Genomic DNA, 16,036 nt, shown 5'->3' with positions numbered 1-16,036 from the left:
GTTTTTTACCGAATCTGCGGGCTGGAACGCGTCTTTTAGTAAAAAAACCCGGTTTCTAGGCCCTGATGCGTCCAGGACTATACAATTGAGTGAGCTTTATACTGAGGCATTTTTATGTTGAACGTGACAGTTGATGAAATTCAGCGCGATCCTTCAAAGTATCTGCGTCAAGTGGAGGCAGGTGCAACTTTTGTTATCCTGCAAGCAGATAAGCCGATCGCCGAACTAAGACCTATTTCTAGCAGCAAGCAATTACGACCATTCGGTTTGTGTGCAGGCGAGTTTACCGTTCCAGATGATTTCGACGCTCCTTTGCCGGAAGATATCCTCAGTGCATTTGAAGGTAAATGAAGATTCTGCTAGATACGCACATTTTTTTATGGTTCATCAGTGGTGACGCCCAGTTATCAACAGATGTTCGAGATGCAATTCGCGATCCAGATAATCAGGTCTATTTGAGTGCAGTCTCAGTCTGGGAAGCAATTGTCAAGTACCAGTTGGGTAAGTTACCTCTGCCGGAGCATCCTGAAACATATTTACCCAAACAGCGCGATCTTCATCAAATTGTCAGTCTTGCTCTTGATGAAAGTAGCGTAGCTCAACTGGCTAAACTGCCACAATTACATCGCGATCCATTTGACAGAATGCTTATCTGTCAAGCTTTAGAGAATGGTCTGACTATTGCGACAGTAGATGGGGCAATTCGTGCCTACTCGGTCAGCGTTATGTAGTAGTGTAAGTGAGCTATCATATCCATAACAAGAGTAAGAATTATAAAAAAGAGGGAATGTATGCAAACAATCCTTTTGAGTCGTGAAGAAGTCGCGCGTCGTGCGAAACATTTGTATGAGAGCACCATCCGCCAAAAAATTGAATTAGAAGAGAATATTGGCAAGATGGTCATAATTGATATAGAAACAGGCGACTACGAAGTTGATAAAACTGGGCTAAAAGCCGCACGTAGTCTGATGGCAAAGCATCCGTATGCTCGACTTTTTGGCATTTGTATTGGTTACAATGTGGCTGCTTCGTTGGGTGGTGTAATGGAGCGTGTCAACAAGTGATTTCTGGTATTGTGACCGATCGGCACGCGATCGCCCTTGTTGACGTTTCTCCTCCCAAGCGGCTCTACTTTCCCGATCGAGTTTGTCATAGATACGGGCTTCACTGACTACCTATGTTTGCCACCGGAGGCAGTTACCTTACTGGGGTTGCCGTTCCTGTACGATATGCCTGTAAACTTAGCAGATAACAGTGAAGTCCTAGTAGCAGTTCACGAAGCAATCATCCTTTGGGACGGGGAAGAACGAGAAGTTCGTGTATTTGCTACAGGGCGAAGGCCTCTGATTGGAACTGCTTTGCTGGACGAGCAAGAACTTGTGATTCAGTTCACTGAGGGGGGGGTTAGTGACGATTGATGAGTTGTAGTTTCAACGCGCGATCGCAAAACCCAATACTTCAAAATTACCATTTGGTCGATCGCCCTTCAATTAAGTGCGATCGCTCTCTTAATTTCTATCCTTATTTTTCTGCCAAGAGTGCGATTTTTGTCAAGGGCGATCGCACCCTCGCAAGTTGTAATTTGAACCGGATGCGAAGAAGAAAAGCCCAAAACCTCGATTATTAAACGGGTTTTGGGGTTTTCTATTTTGTTTTGGGCGATCGAGCTTTTAGGATTCTTATTACTTTTGTTTGGCCCGAACCCAGTAAGTTTTGAAGCAAGGCGCTAAAATCCAATTCAGATAGCTATTAAAATACAGATTGCAAGCTTATTGGCTTTCCAGAATGCAAAATCAAGAGTCACCTATTGTTTTCGATCGAGAACGCGCTTCTTCCTACGACAAAAGATTCGCTAAATTGGCTCCGATGCGCGACGCACTTCATTTACTGATCGGCCTGGTACTTTCCGAACTTCCTGCAGATGCACGGATTCTCTGTGTCGGCGCAGGAACCGGCTTGGAATTGATTTATCTGGCCGAAACATTTCCACAGTGGCAGTTTACTGCGGTAGAGCCTGCGGCACCGATGCTTGACATCTGTCGCCAACGCGCCGAAGAGTGCGGTATCGCGTCACGTTGCACTTTTCACGAAGGCTATCTCGATTCAATGCCCGCATCGCACTCTTTCGATGCGGCGACTTGCCTTCTGGTTTCTCACTTCTTTATGCAACAAGATGAGCGGCGCCACTTTTTCAGTCAAATTGCTTCACGACTTTGCCCTAACGGATATTTGGTCAGTGCGGATCTAGCTTCCGATATGTCTACTTCAGCGTACCAAAGCCTTTTCGAGGTTTGGCTGCGAATGCTGAGGTATTCCGAAGTGCCTGCTGAGGAGATTGAAAAGTTTCGTGCTTCTTATGGTCGAAATACTGCTGTGCTACCGCCACTTGAAGTCGAATCAATAATTGCATCGAGCGGCTTTGATACACCTGTATTGTTCTTCCAAACCCTGCTGATTCATGCCTGGTATGCTAGGCGAACACCACCCTCGCTAGAAGTGTAGTTATCAACAGCCGCTGAAAAATCTCGTGAAGTGGACTGACTAAAACCAAGTGTGAGGTTGCAAAGTTTTCTGGAACCCCTAGAACCGAGTCGCGCCGAAGAGCGATCGCAATACTCAATACCGAATGCTTCTAAATTACCAGTAGGTCGATCGCTCTTCATTTCGGTATTGCGATCGCTCTTGGGGTTTCTAGCGTTAAGTTTATTGGTGAGTGTTCTGCATCAAGTTGGATGGAGACATTTTTACGCTTGGCAAATTATATTTGGTCGCCGAAAGCTGTGCAACCATTTCTGCACGAGACGAAACCTCAAGCTTACGGAACATTCGCTTCAAAGCTTGCTTCACTGAATTCTCAGTAATCCAAATTGCCCTCCCGATTTCTGCGTTGGTTCGCCCCAAAGCAACCAATTCGGCAATTTGCAATTCACGAGGCGTTAGGCGTGAGCTCTTGAAAGGTTGGTGTTGCGATTCCCTACGGGATAGCTTAGCTTCGCGCACTGTTGCAGTCCAAACAGACAAATGCAAACAGATCGCACTCAAATCTGCTAGATTTTGTGTATCAAAGGCGGGCATTGACCGATCGCGCGTACAACCCACTACACCCATTAATTGACCGCGACTGACAATCGGCCCCGCCATCACGTGCCAATGATCGGGGCGGGGACAAATTATTGTCCAAACCTTGGGTGATGATGTCACTAATGCTTCATGGACAGGAGCATGGCGCTCCACTAAATAACGTGCAACAGGATTATGTTCGATTGATAGCGCAACTTTCAATGTTTTCTGAAAATTGGTATCTGCTAAAGGAAGTCGATCAAAGAAAAAGATTCCCGATCGTTTAGCTGCAAAATACTCACCGATTTTGGGCACGATGTGCGATCGCAGCTCTTGTTCATCCTTCCCCTGGTCGATCGCTTCAAATAAAAGTTGCAAGGGACTTGTCATGCTCATGGTGTCAACCGATTTTAGATTTTAGATTTTAGATTTTAGATTTTAGAATTGACCCAACGGATGAATCTGGGGGCTTGTAACCAAATTGCTTGATTGTCAAAAAGAGTACCCGATCGAGGTCTAGAAGCATTGCAATACTCGAATTATATTACCGTTATAGTCTCAAAAACAACTTGACATGACAACAGATTTGGAAATCGACCGCACTCCAACACCTTGGATGCCGATCGGCTTTTACGCGACTTCAATAGTCTTTAATGTCTGCTTAATTGCTCAGTTATTGACGGTTGGAGTTGCCTACTTCAATAATCCTGCATGGTGGAATATTCATGTTTGGCTAGTGCGAGGGTACAGTGGGCTGTCATTAGTATTACTGGGATGGTCGTTGATCGCCCCATTCTCACGCAGAATACGACATCTCGCCTCAAGTTTGCCAGTGCTGCTTGGACTACAATTTGCCAGCATTCATCTCCAAACTCCTCTTCACCTAGAGATACTACATCCTCTAATTGGATTTACGTTACTCTATGTTTCTTCAAGCCTTGTACATCGCATATCATCCACTTTATCGTCTAGCAACTATCAAAATAATCAAATTTGAGAGGTAGAAATGACGCAAGATGCAATCTTCAGTCCCTTCTTTGCCACAGTGTTTCTAACACTCATAGTCTGGGTGTATATGTACATCCGCCGTATCAGTTTTATCACAAGTAGAAAGCTCGGTCAAAAGGATTTTGCTGTACCGGGCGCACTGGCACAAATCTCGCCACCAAGCGTATCCAATCCATCGGATAATCTAAAAAACCTGTTCGAGATTCCGGTACTTTTCTATGCGCTTGTCCTATACCTATTCATCACAAAGCAGGTGGATACAGTGTATGTGAACGCCGCCTGGGTCTTCGTTGTGTTTCGTACATTGCATAGTGCTGTTCATTGCACATTCAATCTCATCATACTTCGGTTCTACCTCTACCTATTTTCCACGCTCGCGGTGTGGTTCATCGCGATCCGCGCAGCCATTATCCACTTTGGCACAATTCATTAACCTCGCTCAAATGAGCTAGAAGTTATCAACAGTCGGCGAACAATGAGCGTGCAGCGGAAAGCCCGCCCTATTTCTGCGTGTGTGTTCGGGTATTGCGGGGCGGTATGCCACTGAACCGAGTCGTTAGCTCGCGATCGCAATACCCAATACTTTAAAATTACCAATAGGTCGATCGCTCTTCAACTCTGTGCGAGTAGTATAATGGACGAGAAATTGAGATCTAGATTAAATTTCCATGTATAGACCAACTGCTTTTCAAGAAGACAATATTGATAAACTGGTGGCTTTCATGAGAACCCATAGTTTTGCAACATTGGTATCTAGCATAGACGCTGTACCTTGTGCTTCACATATTCCTCTCGTCATCACAATGCAAGGGGAGGTCGTAAAATTGAGCGGTCATCTCTCGAAGCAAAATCCTCAATGGCAAGCCTTCGGATCTGCTGAGTCATTGGCTATCTTTACCGGGCCGCACGCTTACATTTCCCCTACACAGTATGAAAAACACGAGAGCGTACCAACATGGAACTATATTGCTGTTCATGCGTATGGTGTTCCCAACATCATCAGGCTCAAGGACTCACCAAAAGCCATGAACAAGATGATAAATCAGATGATAGACACCTACGAGGTTGACTACCAATCGCATTGGGACGGTTTATCGAATCAATTCCGTGAAGGGATGATGGATGGTATTGTAGGATTTGAGATGACTGTAACTCGACTGGAAGGAAAGTACAAGCTCAGTCAAAACCGCAGCCAAGTCGATCGCGAAACTGTGTCAAACACACTCCTACAGAGTTTAGATCCGGCCGCTCGTGCCGTGGGTGTCGAGATGAAACAGAACCTGGAATCGAATTAGACTGTGGATCGCACAATTGCTGCTGCTTAAATTTAGGATGAAGGGAAAATTAAACATTTAGCTTTGACTAATTTTAATGATGTTTTAGACCCACCTGCTGTGGGGTTCAATCCTTGGTCTTAGGCGGGAAGTACCGAACATTAGGCAGATAATTCTAGAGTATTTAACTTGATACTAAATACTACGGATGTCGCTCGACCCGGCCCTTTTTTTGAGAAATCTAGAGATTTGTATAAGTCGATTGGGGACGGCGACGAGAAATATCGGCGGTGAGAGGGTTGCGAAAATTAGTCGATCGGGAGGCACCCCTGTTGTATTACAATCTGTACCTCGGTGGTAGATTCGCAATGGGTTAAAATTGCGATCGCCGATAATGGCAATGGAATTCCAGAAGCAATTCAAACACAGATATTCAATCCATTTTTTACAACAAAGCCTGTAGGGAAGGGAACCGGAATGGGAATGGCGATTAGTTATCAGATTATTACTGAAAAACATGGTGGGACGCTTAGCTGTTTTTCCACGCCAGAAAAAGGGACAGAGTTTGAGATTTGTATTCCTGTTCAGCAGCAGGAGTTGACGATGGGTAAATTTTAGGTATAATTAATGCTTCTAATACTGTAAAATGAAATCGTAAGTTGTCATTTTAGCTAAATATTTATGGAAGTCAAAGTCAAAAATCTTGGTGTTTTAAAGGAAGCCAAATTCACCCTGGGCGACCTAACAATTATTTGTGGTGGCAATAATACCGGTAAAACCTACGCTACTTATGCACTATTTGGCTTTTTGTATACTTGGAAACAGAGATTTTTTATCGAACTCAAAGACGATAAAATTGAGCAACTTCTTAATGACGGAGTAATTCGCCTGGATCTACAAGAATATATCAAGCAGGTTAAGCAGATTGTTGCTAAAGGTTGTCATGATTATACACAGCGATTGCCTGAGATTTTTGCAGCACCGGCTGAACAATTTAAATACACAGAGTTTCAGGTAAGTATAGATATAAAAAATATTAGATTGGCCTACCGATTTGAGAGAACAATAGGATCGGTAAATGACGACATATTTTCGATGCTCAAAATTGAAGAAAGTACAGAATTAGTTATCGCTCTGATCGTTGAAAAAGACAAGGTAAAATTTCCCAAGCAGATAATTAAGCGTATCATTACTGATGCATTAAAAGACGTTATTTTTCATGAAATTATTCCTCATCCTTTTATCGCTAGTGCAGAACGAACTGGTACAGCTATTTTTCGCAAAGAGTTGAATTTTGCCCGTAATCGCTTGCTTGACGAAATGGGTCAAGCCAACAATAATATCAATCCAATGAACCTTTTCTTAAAGGTTGATCCGAATTATGCTCTGCCGATAGAGACAAATGTAGATTTTATCAGAAAACTTGAAAGCATTGTTAAAAAAACCAGTTTCCTTGCTGAAAACCATCCCGATGTATTGACAGATTTTGCTGACATCCTCGGTGGAGAGTACACTGTTAACCGTAGTGACCAGCTTTATTATGTGCCGAAGGGTAAACGGGTTAAGGTTTCTATGGCTCAAAGTTCTAGTGCTGTGCGTTCTCTATTAGATATCGGTTTTTACCTGAAACATGAGGCTCAGATTGGCGATTTATTGATGGTAGATGAACCAGAATTGAATCTACATCCTGAAAATCAGCGCCGCGTCGCACGGCTATTAGCCAGACTGGTTAATCTAGGTATTAAAGTGTTTATAACTACCCATAGCGATTACATTATTAAAGAACTGAATACTTTGATTATGCTTAACCACGATCAACCTCATCTGAAGCGAATTGCTGAAGAAGAAGGTTATCGCGAAGTGGAACTGATATCGGCTGAAAAAATTAAAGTTTATATTGCAGAAGAAGCACCAACCCTTTTAGAAGGAAAGAAAAGAAAAACTCTATGTCAAACCCTGACACCAGCAGATATTGATCCAGAAATGGGTATTGAAGCTCGCAGTTTTGATACAACTATTGAGACTATGAACCGGATTCAGGAAGCGATTGTCTGGGGTAAGGATTAATGTCTGATATTGCTATCCTCAAAGAGATGATTAAAGAAAGTGCTACAGTGCCATTGGTAGAAGATAGCTATGGCAAAAAGGAAGTGACACTCAGAGAACCCGCTCTCCCCAACTGCTTTGTGACAATTCGTGGAATGCCCAATGACGATCAAGTTATTATCATTAAAGTAGATGATTTTACATCACCTGAAGCGATATTTTGTGGTTCAAAAGGTGAATGCAGACGTGCAGATTTTGTGATCATTGCTGATACTGGTAAGAAAAAAGTTATCCTCTGTATTGAGATGAAGGCCAAAACTACAACAAGCCCAGAATGGAAAATTATTCAGCAACTTAAAGGTGCACAGTGTTTTGTCGCGTATTGTCAGAAAATTGGCAAAGAATTTTGGTCTGCAAAAAAATTCCTTGATGGTTATGTCTATCGATTTGTCGCTATCAGAAATATCAATATTCCTAAGAAACCAACACGGGAGGCAATAACTGATAACCATGACTGTCCAGAAAATATGCTGAAAATCAGTTCCCCAAATTACCTTCAATTCAATTTTTTGATCGGAGGGAAATAGATAATATCCTGGCCAACATCACAATCAGTCTTTTGGGACTTAGCTCTTACTTTTCCAACAACCTGTAACCCTTCACCCCTTTCTCCTTTCAACCTTAAAAACATCCTCAATACTTTTCCCCGCCGTTTTCTCCTCCCACCCCATCGCCATCAAAAAACTCTCAGCCGACTGAGTTTCCACCACATCCACCCCCCATTCTCCCGGTTGCAACGCATCAGCATCGCTACTCAAAGGAGGAGTCTTCTTCAATCCCGCTAAAATCAAAATATCAGGAAAAAAATCATCAGTTTTCCCCTGACTCATCCGCTTATCCACCAAACTTTGAGTACAAAATTCTCCCACTTGAGGCGGAGAAAAAGCATCAGTAGAAAATAAAACTTCTACCATCCAATGAGCATGATTTAATTGACGGCACTTAATCTCAGGATATTGACTTAAACCCTCAGCAAATACCAGAGTAAATTCTTCCCTACTTAAAGTGAGAAAAACACCCTCCGGCATATCAAAATTATGAGAAAGCAACATCCGCCCCGTTCCAGATTTAGTCATACTTTTAGTTACTTAATTTGAGAAATTGCCAACTTAATCACACCTTGAATCGCCGCTTCAGACTCCTTTTCCAAAGCAGCTTGTAGCGGTTCAATCGCAGCCCGATCGCCCACTTTCATCAAAGACAAAGCCGCCGCCCTACGAGTTTCCCCATCACCATTATCCAGCAACTCAATCAGATTAGGAATTGCCGGTTTATAAGCCAGATTTCCTAAAGCCGCCGCCGCCTCACAGCGCACATCAACATCAACATCCGTTAGAGACTTAACCAAAATCTCGAATAATTCATCCTTCGGTTCTTCCTGGGCAACTTTCGCGATCGCACCCACCACCGCACCGCGCACCACAGGCGAATCAGACGCGATCGCCCGATACAAATACTCCTTCGCCCCCGCCCCAATAAAAGCCAACGCCCAAGCCGCATGACCGATCGTACTCTCAGGCAAATCAGTTGACCCTAAAATATCCAACAAAGCCTGCACAGACGGCTCCCCAATCCTCGCCAACGCCCCAATTGATGAACCCTTAACCACCGTATCCTCATCATTCAACAAAGCATGAATTAAATAAGGAACCGCAGTCGGATCCGCAATCAAAGTCAGAGTTTTAGCAGCAGCACGCCGCACAACCGGATTAACATGATTTGCCAAAGCATCTAATAAAAAAGGAGTCGCCGCTTCGCCAATTTCCGCCAAAGTTTCCGCGAAACGCAGTCGAGTCATCCCCCGCGTATCGCCCAAACATTCAACCAACCGCTTCAACAGATTGGAATCATTAGCATCGAAAGTATCTAAATCTATTTGTTCAGTAACTTCCCGAAGAAAAGCATCAGTTTCATCGTGAGCCAAGAGAATTGGATCTGCCTCAGCTTGAGCATTAAAATTGACCATAATTATCACCTAATTATTAGTAGTTAGAGCCGCCAATTGAGCGCGAAGACTCTCCAGTCCCGCATCAATCTTAGCAAGTTCCGGCTCAATTTTAGCCATCGCCGCCTTCGGAGGTAATTTTGCCTTTTGTGCCGCCGTCATTGTTTCATTAACCAAACGTTCCCGATATGCCTCAAATTCAGCAATTACTTCGGCCAATTCTTCAACATTAGTCTCTGGTGAAGCGGCAACAGTTTCCTCACGATCGGATGGATTCAATTCTTCGTTTTCAGACATAGTTTTGAGAGTTCAATAATTAGTCCGCGTCTGCGAACTTTGTGTGTAGATGCGATTGCAGTCGTCGGGATATTTTTTGTTTATGTTACCGCAATTTCAATCACCAGTAGATTTTGACTGTGTGTAGCTGCGATTGCAAGAGACTGGATATTTGTGCTTTAAGGTGACAGCACACCCACCCCAGAAAATCTCAAGCGATTTTGTTCAATCATCTCTTCTAAAGCCGAGTGAGAGATACAACGACGCTCAGAACAGTATGCCATTTGTTTAACCCCATTTACCATCTGCACAGTCATCACCCGTACCCGAAAATGATCGTTAATAAACCAACAGCGTTCCTGTCCTTGATTAGTCTCATATTCCGTCTCAATAGTCAATACCCCATCATCCGCAAAATGGTAAACACCGATGACCGGAATACCTTCAACATAGCCTCGATTTCGCAGAAACTTGCCTGTTCTCGGATTAGTAGGATTAGGCACATCTAAAAGAATAGCAGCATAGTTTTGGTTCGGAACTGTATCATCTAAATTGTCCTGCCACATAAAACTGCATCCCCCACTAACTAAAGCGGGATCGACATTCTGCTGTTGACAAACATCTAAAAGTCTGGGATCATCTATTGACAAAACTTCAATGATGACATTGGATTCTCCCGACTCATCAGCCGCAGCAGTATCAAAATTATGGACTGTTCGCTGAGTAAACCAAACGCCCTCACTCTTGCGAAAGAAATCCATCATAGTCATAGGTGGTGTTAGCAGCATTTCTGTGTCAACTTAGCGAGAGGAATCAGAGGGATTGAGACAAATCTCATTGAAAAACGGGAATTTAGGCTTTGACCTGAGCTTAGCCGAACTGGGAATCAGAGCTGATTTTGGTTAAGAAAAATAAACAAACGTCAGTCTGGAATCCTTCAAATTCTAGGATAAATGACACGGGACAATTTTGAGCAACTCGATCAATAAATTTTCAGAAAAACATAATGTCACCTCGTCAACACTCATCTTTCCTCTCCGAACCCCTTTCTGCAACAGAAATCTTGGCAACCATTCAGCAAGGGAAAAGTCTAGCTCAAAGCAACCTTGCGGGAATAAACCTCAGCCAGATGGATTTAGTTGGTATTGATTTCAGTGGAGCAAACTTGATAGGGGCAAACCTTAGTCAAACCAATTTGCAAGGGGCAAATCTCCAAGGAGTTGATTTACGAAGGGCCAATCTCAGAGATGCCAATTTGAGTCGAGCGAATTTACAAGAAAGCTATCTTTTTCGTGCAGAGTTACAGGGCTGTAATTTAGTCGATGCCCAGCTACAAGAGGCTAAATTAAAATTAGCTCAATATGATGCTCATACCCTTTGGCCAGAAGGATTTAATTACAAAAATTCAGGAGCAATTGGTCCCCAAGCCAATCTCAGTGGAGCTTTTCTAAATACAGCTTACCTCAGAGGCGCAGATTTACGCGGCTGCAATCTGCGAGGTGCTTATCTCAGCGGAGCCGATTTAACTGGGGCAAATTTAGAGGGAGCCGCCTTAAGTGGGGCGAGTCTTCAGAATGCCTTTCTGACTGGTGCTTATTTGCGAAATGCTATCTTAATTGGAGTCGAATTACAAGGAGCGGATTTACGAGGGGCTGACTTAACCGGGGCCAATTTAGAGCAGTTAAAGAGTATCGCTGGGGCAGATTTTACCCTAGCACAAGGACTGACCCAAGAGATGAAAGCCATGCTTTGTAGTCGCGATCGCAAAGAATTAGGAACTTGGAATGCTTTTACTCGTAACAATACCGCTCAGAGTCTTGGCTCTCAGGTAAGATAAATTTAAACTGATTGTGGAACTTCAAGAAGGTGGCGTTCTAAATCGAACAGAAAACCGTGAATATATTCCTCAGTCCACTCCTCACCATAGAAGCGCGTAAACATCCCCCTCGCCGGATCTTTTGCAGCACGATAATTAATATAACGTCGCTGTGCCTCAAGAATCTCTCCAAGTCGCTGACTATCTGTGACAGGTTGCGCTTGCTCAACCAAATCGAGATAAGCTTGAAGATAATCCTTAAAAGCTTCAAAGACCGTAGTTTGCACAGCCTCTGTTTCCTTGGGACGAGTCCAAAGAAAAGCAGGAGAAAAGAAAGGTTTTGCCTCGTCAGGAAAATCTCCTCCCCAAGGCAACTCCTTTTGATAGCTGTTAAAAATCGGCAAAATTGGCTCTGAGTATTTCTTCTGATAAGCAACATCGTGAAAAAGAGGCTGCATATCCAAAGCAATTAAATGTCCCCCCGGCAAGGTTACTAAGTCCGCCCCAAAAAAGGGCAAGTCATAATTTAACTGGGGGAAAATCACAAAATTAAGTACCTGGAGAGCATCACCACCCTCAACATGAGCCGCCCGAATTTGGCGTAATTTTGAGGACTTAAAAGCATGACTTGTCGTCACAACCAACTGCTCTTTTTTCCCCTTCCCAGTTATAGCTTCCTTGTGCTCAAAACCTGCGGGAATGGGATAGGGCGCCAAGTCAAGTCGTGCTTTTAGAACTGGGAGAGCGTAATCTAAAAAAGGCTGATAAAGAGTCATTTTTAACTTATCTTACTCCCGCTGGAACTGCTAAGGGAACAGCATCTTCAAACAAAAATTCGTACAGAAATCGCTCTGACCATTCATGCCCAAAATAGCTGCCGAATAGCCCTGATGCTGGATCACGTTCTGCACTATACTGATCGTAATCTTTTTGTGCCTTCACAATCCGCTGCATCTCTTCGGGACTGTTAAGCGGGGAAGCTTGCTCTAGCATTTGCCAATACAACTGGACATATTCTTGATAGGCTGGAAATAAACGAGTTACAACCGTTTCTGCATCAGTTTTAGCAAATAGCAAGTTCTTAGAAAAATACTGGTTCGCATCGTAAAACTTCATTTCTAAGTCTTGTGTTAAATCTTTGTATTTCTCCTTAAGTGCGCTCATGGGCCCGATATATTTGTCTATATAGGCTCGATCGCGGAATAAAGGTTGAAAATCTAAGACAACCAAGATTTTTTTCTGTCCAAAGGCTAAAAAATCAATTCCCAGCAAAGGCAGATCGTAATTATAATTCGGATAAATGACACTATTGAAAATTTGTGCCGTTTCTCCAGCATCAATGTAGGTGTAACGAATCTTTCGCAATTCGGGACATTGATAGCACCAACTTTGAATCGTGGCGGGATTTTTGCCTCTTTCACTCACCACCGATTCCAACCCAGAGGGAATGGGACGACTCTCTAGAGCAAAACGTCCAAACAGTTCTTTTTCTAAGAATTCCTGAAACGGCTTAAACATAGATTAAAATCTAGCTCCTTCAATCTTTCCCTCAAAACAAGATCATAAGGGATTACCTTAAATCTTGTCTCTGTTTTTGACAAACAAAGTAATATTTCGTTACAAAAATCTGTGGTGCGCTCAGGATTTCCCAGAAAAACCCTGCGCCAACCATCATTAAACTGCTCCCTTTGTAATAAATCTTAACCAAGTCGCTCATAATTTTAGTCTATCCTAGTAAATTAAGTGAGTGTAATTTAATAAATATGCAATTAAGTGAAAGAGCCAAGCAATTAATTCCCCAAGCCAGAATTGTCAGTTTTGCCACTTGGAAAAACTTATATTCAGAGGAAGTAATTGCCATTTTTCAAGATGCTGACAATCAAAGTCGATATCTCACAGATGAGGATTTAGAACGCATTGAAAATCTTCATCCTCATCTCTCTTTAATGCTAGAAAAAGCCAGATTATTGCGAGACCAAGCTCCTGATATTGTTGCTGAGGCGAGGAAAAAGGTATTAGCGGACTTTCCCGATATCACTGAGCCTGGTAATGACCTTTATCCTCCCGAACGTGCTGAAGCCTGTTGGCGAGATTTTTGGCAGTTCCTACGCTGTATCACCTATGGAATTGCAGGTAATCGCCCTCAATTTACTAGCCCAGAAGGACTCAAAAACATGGAACTACTGTATCAAGAATTGCGGGTTCCTGTTTCGGCGATGCTCTGTGGACTAGAACAGTTGAAAAAAGTTAGCTTGCAGCATTTTAATTCCGAAGACCGGGATTTATTGAGCCTCTCTTTTGACCATTTAATCAGTGGGTTAAAAACTTTTAGTCAAGCTTAATCAACTTCCTTAATATTTATTGTCTAAAGCTGATTTTCTAAAGCAGTAGCAACAACTCGATGATTTGAGTCTTGCCGAAGTTGACCTAAAATTTCCTTAGCCTGCGAATCGTCAAAATGCTGCAAAGCAGATGCGACGTGCTGACGCATACGTTCATACTCAGAATTAGCCAGCATTAATAACTGAGAAAGTGCAGCCTGTTCCTGATTAGTTCCGGCTAATGTACCAAGTGCATCCACAGCCGCTTCCTGGGTGGTCATATCTTCGCCAGCTAAAGCTTCCATACAGACCTCAAAGAGTTCGCTTTCGCACTCCATATCAACCAAAACTGCCAGAATACTACGACGCACTAACCAGTGGTCATCCTGAAAAAAAGTCAAGACTAAATGAGATGCAGCACATCGACCAAAAAGCGAAAGAGAATTAGCAGCCTCAGCTCGCACATTCGGCGTATTATCAAATTTCATGATTTGGAGCAATGAGGCGAAGGATTCAGCGGTTTGTTGTGTCCCAAAGGCCCTGCTGACAAAGGAACGTACTAAGAATTCCGGGTCATCGAGTTTGCCCTTGAGCAAGGGAACGGCAATCTCTGGTTGATAATCCTTGAGAGCCGCGACGGCCTTGAGTCGATACTGAAAATCAGGATTGTTCAGAGACGTTTCGATTTCATGAAGATCCATAATCACAACAAAGTATAATTTTTCTCCATTTTAACCAAAAAGTTCCTAATTATGCAAATAACCAAAGATATTTTAATAATTAACAATCTTGGCGCTTGTTATAGCTAAGCTCTTTGATCGAATCGAGTCTGAAAACAGCCGTACTTGAACCAATACTGTCGCAGTTCATGATGAGGTGTATGCAAACTGGCTTTAGCCTGATAAAGAATCACTTGCCGATGGTTTCCCATCCAAAGTCGTTTGGCTGGTTCAACAGAAATTAAGCACCCTCCTAGACTGTTAACACATTCCTCAAATCGCTCAACGGCTGGATAGTCTAAAGTTTCAAAAATTAGCAATTGACCGGAAAAAATTAGGTGACGACTTCTAATCCAAGCCTGAATTTTTTTACAAGCTATTGGGGGTAGCATCTTTCAGATCCTCAGCTTGAAAACTGAGTAATTTATTTTTATTTTCAAGTGTTACATAGAAGAAAAAGAGCGAATAATAAACTCGCTGTACAGAAAGCAGGAGATACCAAACTCAAATGAATACAAAGGTGAAGTCTATATCAATTTAGCCAACTTCAGTAATACTGAGAATTTTGCCTCCCATTTTATGAATATTTTTAATTTGCTTAGACATTTGAGCATAGCTGGCTTCATAGCGGAATCTTGCTCACTCTGACCTTAGCACCACCAGACTTAGCAGCAGTAATCCGAAAACGTTTACCAGTTGTGCTAGATGCTCCACTGGTAGCAACGCTAGAAAATTGGATTTTATGAGGCAGGTTGCTCGCAACCGTAGCAATTAATTGAGCTTGATTACTGCTATATCGCTAGTAGCTGATCCTCCCAGCAAAGAAAGCATCCGATTAAACCAGACATTCTTGATACCAGTTTGGCTACTAATGCTCAGAGGATAAGGCACAATATTCTCGCCCAAGTTCTAGGTATACTCGTCACTATCGATATAAGAATCGATTTCGGCATCCTAGCCTTGACCGTTACAAATTTGGACGTGAGCAGAAATTTCCGCCTGTTCTGAAGAAGCTCGACAATTAAATGCTTGCAGTTTAACTCGATGAACCTGTAGGCAGAATTGGTGTTAAAAAATAGAGAGGGATACAGGTCGGATTTTGCCACTTGTCTGACCAGTTCACGCACCGTAATCTCACCATTGCGGAGCAAAGATTCAGCCCTGGTGAGACGCTGACTTTCCATCAGGTGAGCATTTCCTAACACCTGTCGCTAAGCAGCACGAATAACGACTTGTAAATCGTCTTCCGTTGCATTGGATAGCAGTTCTACTGTGTCACTTATGAAAGCGGCTGTTAAACTGAACATTTTTTTGTCCTAACGTTAATTAAATTTTGATTGAGAGTGTAAAAAAAAGTTACTGTTGGCTGAAATAGCTTGACTAAGGCAAACACATCTGTTATTAGGCATAGAAAAACTATCTCTTTCTATCGTTATCGCTTTCATAATTGCGAGGGTGATAAGATAAAAATCGCGATTGTTTCAGAGAGAGATAGAGAAGTAATTTTTTAC

At 42.8% G+C, this 16,036-nt stretch carries 25 protein-coding genes; 14 read left to right on the top strand and 11 right to left on the bottom strand.

What is annotated here, in order from left to right; all coding sequences use genetic code 11:
- The first annotated feature begins 114 nt into the window (after nt 1-114).
- From QUB77_RS13920 to QUB77_RS13895, 6 genes are all read left to right on the top strand, one after another.
- A complete protein-coding gene (locus QUB77_RS13920; RefSeq protein ID WP_333032448.1) occupies nt 115-351 on the top strand; it encodes a type II toxin-antitoxin system Phd/YefM family antitoxin in 237 nt (78 codons plus the stop codon).
- Nucleotides 348-731, top strand: a complete 384-nt coding sequence (locus tag QUB77_RS13915) for a type II toxin-antitoxin system VapC family toxin (protein WP_333173733.1) — start codon at nt 348-350, stop codon at nt 729-731. Before QUB77_RS13920 ends, QUB77_RS13915 begins: the two co-directional genes overlap by 4 nt.
- Nucleotides 732-791: 60 nt before the next feature.
- Entirely contained in the window at nt 792-1,064 is a 273-nt protein-coding gene (locus tag QUB77_RS13910) for a hypothetical protein (protein WP_333173730.1), read from the top strand.
- A 39-nt stretch (nt 1,065-1,103) separates the two neighbouring features.
- Nucleotides 1,104-1,418, top strand: coding sequence for a clan AA aspartic protease (locus QUB77_RS13905; protein WP_333173726.1), 315 nt, complete (start codon nt 1,104-1,106; stop codon nt 1,416-1,418).
- A complete protein-coding gene (locus QUB77_RS13900; RefSeq protein WP_333173724.1) occupies nt 1,418-1,627 on the top strand; it encodes a hypothetical protein in 210 nt (69 codons plus the stop codon). The genes QUB77_RS13905 and QUB77_RS13900 overlap by 1 nt, the downstream gene beginning before the upstream one ends.
- A gap of 158 nt (nt 1,628-1,785) precedes the next feature.
- Complete coding sequence (locus tag QUB77_RS13895) at nt 1,786-2,502, top strand: class I SAM-dependent methyltransferase (protein WP_333173721.1); 717 nt, start codon at nt 1,786-1,788, stop codon at nt 2,500-2,502.
- A 201-nt stretch (nt 2,503-2,703) separates the two neighbouring features.
- On the opposite strand, the gene QUB77_RS13890 is transcribed toward QUB77_RS13895, so the two are convergent.
- Entirely contained in the window at nt 2,704-3,450 is a 747-nt protein-coding gene (locus QUB77_RS13890; protein ID WP_333173719.1) for a LuxR C-terminal-related transcriptional regulator, read from the bottom strand.
- A 184-nt stretch (nt 3,451-3,634) separates the two neighbouring features.
- Here QUB77_RS13890 and QUB77_RS13885 point away from each other — a divergent pair, with 184 nt between their 5' ends.
- From QUB77_RS13885 to QUB77_RS13860, 6 genes are all read left to right on the top strand, one after another.
- Nucleotides 3,635-4,057 carry a DUF6220 domain-containing protein gene (locus tag QUB77_RS13885; RefSeq protein WP_333173716.1) on the top strand — a complete coding sequence of 141 codons (423 nt, stop codon included), beginning with the start codon at nt 3,635-3,637 and terminating at the stop codon, nt 4,055-4,057.
- A gap of 9 nt (nt 4,058-4,066) precedes the next feature.
- On the top strand, nt 4,067-4,501 hold the full coding sequence (locus QUB77_RS13880) for an MAPEG family protein (protein WP_333173714.1): 435 nt from the start codon (nt 4,067-4,069) through the stop codon (nt 4,499-4,501).
- Nucleotides 4,502-4,736: 235 nt separating this feature from the next.
- Nucleotides 4,737-5,363, top strand: coding sequence for an FMN-binding negative transcriptional regulator (locus tag QUB77_RS13875; protein ID WP_333173711.1), 627 nt, complete (start codon nt 4,737-4,739; stop codon nt 5,361-5,363).
- Between the two features lie 294 nt (nt 5,364-5,657).
- Nucleotides 5,658-5,960 (top strand): HAMP domain-containing sensor histidine kinase, encoded by a 303-nt coding sequence (locus QUB77_RS13870; protein ID WP_333173761.1) that lies wholly within the window; start codon nt 5,658-5,660, stop codon nt 5,958-5,960.
- 63 nt (nt 5,961-6,023) lie between these two features.
- Complete coding sequence (locus tag QUB77_RS13865) at nt 6,024-7,409, top strand: ATP-binding protein (protein ID WP_333173709.1); 1,386 nt, start codon at nt 6,024-6,026, stop codon at nt 7,407-7,409.
- Nucleotides 7,409-7,975, top strand: a complete 567-nt coding sequence (locus QUB77_RS13860; RefSeq protein ID WP_333173706.1) for a hypothetical protein — start codon at nt 7,409-7,411, stop codon at nt 7,973-7,975. The genes QUB77_RS13865 and QUB77_RS13860 overlap by 1 nt, the downstream gene beginning before the upstream one ends.
- A gap of 72 nt (nt 7,976-8,047) precedes the next feature.
- On the opposite strand, the gene QUB77_RS13855 is transcribed toward QUB77_RS13860, so the two are convergent.
- The 4 genes from QUB77_RS13855 to QUB77_RS13840 form a co-directional block, all read right to left on the bottom strand.
- Nucleotides 8,048-8,524 carry a DUF2656 domain-containing protein gene (locus QUB77_RS13855; protein WP_333173704.1) on the bottom strand — a complete coding sequence of 159 codons (477 nt, stop codon included), beginning with the start codon at nt 8,522-8,524 and terminating at the stop codon, nt 8,048-8,050.
- A gap of 8 nt (nt 8,525-8,532) precedes the next feature.
- Entirely contained in the window at nt 8,533-9,414 is an 882-nt protein-coding gene (locus QUB77_RS13850) for a HEAT repeat domain-containing protein (RefSeq protein ID WP_333173701.1), read from the bottom strand.
- Between the two features lie 9 nt (nt 9,415-9,423).
- Entirely contained in the window at nt 9,424-9,690 is a 267-nt protein-coding gene (locus QUB77_RS13845; RefSeq protein ID WP_333173699.1) for a hypothetical protein, read from the bottom strand.
- A gap of 158 nt (nt 9,691-9,848) precedes the next feature.
- Entirely contained in the window at nt 9,849-10,457 is a 609-nt protein-coding gene (locus QUB77_RS13840; protein WP_333173697.1) for a phycobiliprotein lyase, read from the bottom strand.
- Nucleotides 10,458-10,675: 218 nt separating this feature from the next.
- Between QUB77_RS13840 and QUB77_RS13835 the strand changes: the two genes are divergently transcribed.
- Entirely contained in the window at nt 10,676-11,506 is an 831-nt protein-coding gene (locus QUB77_RS13835) for a pentapeptide repeat-containing protein (protein WP_333173695.1), read from the top strand.
- 2 nt (nt 11,507-11,508) lie between these two features.
- Here the strand turns inward: QUB77_RS13835 and QUB77_RS13830 are convergent, their stop codons facing one another.
- Nucleotides 11,509-12,261 (bottom strand): phycoerythrobilin:ferredoxin oxidoreductase, encoded by a 753-nt coding sequence (locus QUB77_RS13830; protein ID WP_333173692.1) that lies wholly within the window; start codon nt 12,259-12,261, stop codon nt 11,509-11,511.
- A 7-nt stretch (nt 12,262-12,268) separates the two neighbouring features.
- The gene (locus QUB77_RS13825; RefSeq protein WP_333173690.1) at nt 12,269-13,003 is read right to left on the bottom strand and encodes a 15,16-dihydrobiliverdin:ferredoxin oxidoreductase; all 735 of its coding nucleotides are present in this window, start codon (nt 13,001-13,003) and stop codon (nt 12,269-12,271) included.
- A 245-nt stretch (nt 13,004-13,248) separates the two neighbouring features.
- On the opposite strand from QUB77_RS13825, the gene QUB77_RS13820 reads away from it, so the two are divergent.
- The gene (locus QUB77_RS13820) at nt 13,249-13,827 is read left to right on the top strand and encodes a phycobilisome protein (protein ID WP_333173688.1); all 579 of its coding nucleotides are present in this window, start codon (nt 13,249-13,251) and stop codon (nt 13,825-13,827) included.
- 23 nt (nt 13,828-13,850) lie between these two features.
- Here QUB77_RS13820 and QUB77_RS13815 read toward each other — a convergent pair whose 3' ends face one another.
- The 4 genes from QUB77_RS13815 to QUB77_RS13800 form a co-directional block, all read right to left on the bottom strand.
- Nucleotides 13,851-14,507, bottom strand: coding sequence for a HEAT repeat domain-containing protein (locus QUB77_RS13815; RefSeq protein ID WP_333173685.1), 657 nt, complete (start codon nt 14,505-14,507; stop codon nt 13,851-13,853).
- A 104-nt stretch (nt 14,508-14,611) separates the two neighbouring features.
- Entirely contained in the window at nt 14,612-14,917 is a 306-nt protein-coding gene (locus QUB77_RS13810; protein WP_333173684.1) for a CpeR family transcriptional regulator, read from the bottom strand.
- Between the two features lie 145 nt (nt 14,918-15,062).
- Nucleotides 15,063-15,131 carry a phycobilisome linker polypeptide gene (locus QUB77_RS13805; RefSeq protein WP_333067242.1) on the bottom strand — a complete coding sequence of 23 codons (69 nt, stop codon included), beginning with the start codon at nt 15,129-15,131 and terminating at the stop codon, nt 15,063-15,065.
- A gap of 269 nt (nt 15,132-15,400) precedes the next feature.
- Nucleotides 15,401-15,709 (bottom strand): phycobilisome rod-core linker polypeptide, encoded by a 309-nt coding sequence (locus QUB77_RS13800; protein WP_333173680.1) that lies wholly within the window; start codon nt 15,707-15,709, stop codon nt 15,401-15,403.
- Nucleotides 15,710-16,036: the final 327 nt, after the last annotated feature.

It is taken from the genome of Microcoleus sp. AT9b-C3 (assembly GCF_036705485.1).
Lineage (GTDB): Bacteria > Cyanobacteriota > Cyanobacteriia > Cyanobacteriales > Microcoleaceae > Microcoleus.
Note: the sequence above shows the minus strand (reverse complement) of the source record. Positions and strands in the feature narration are given on the sequence as shown.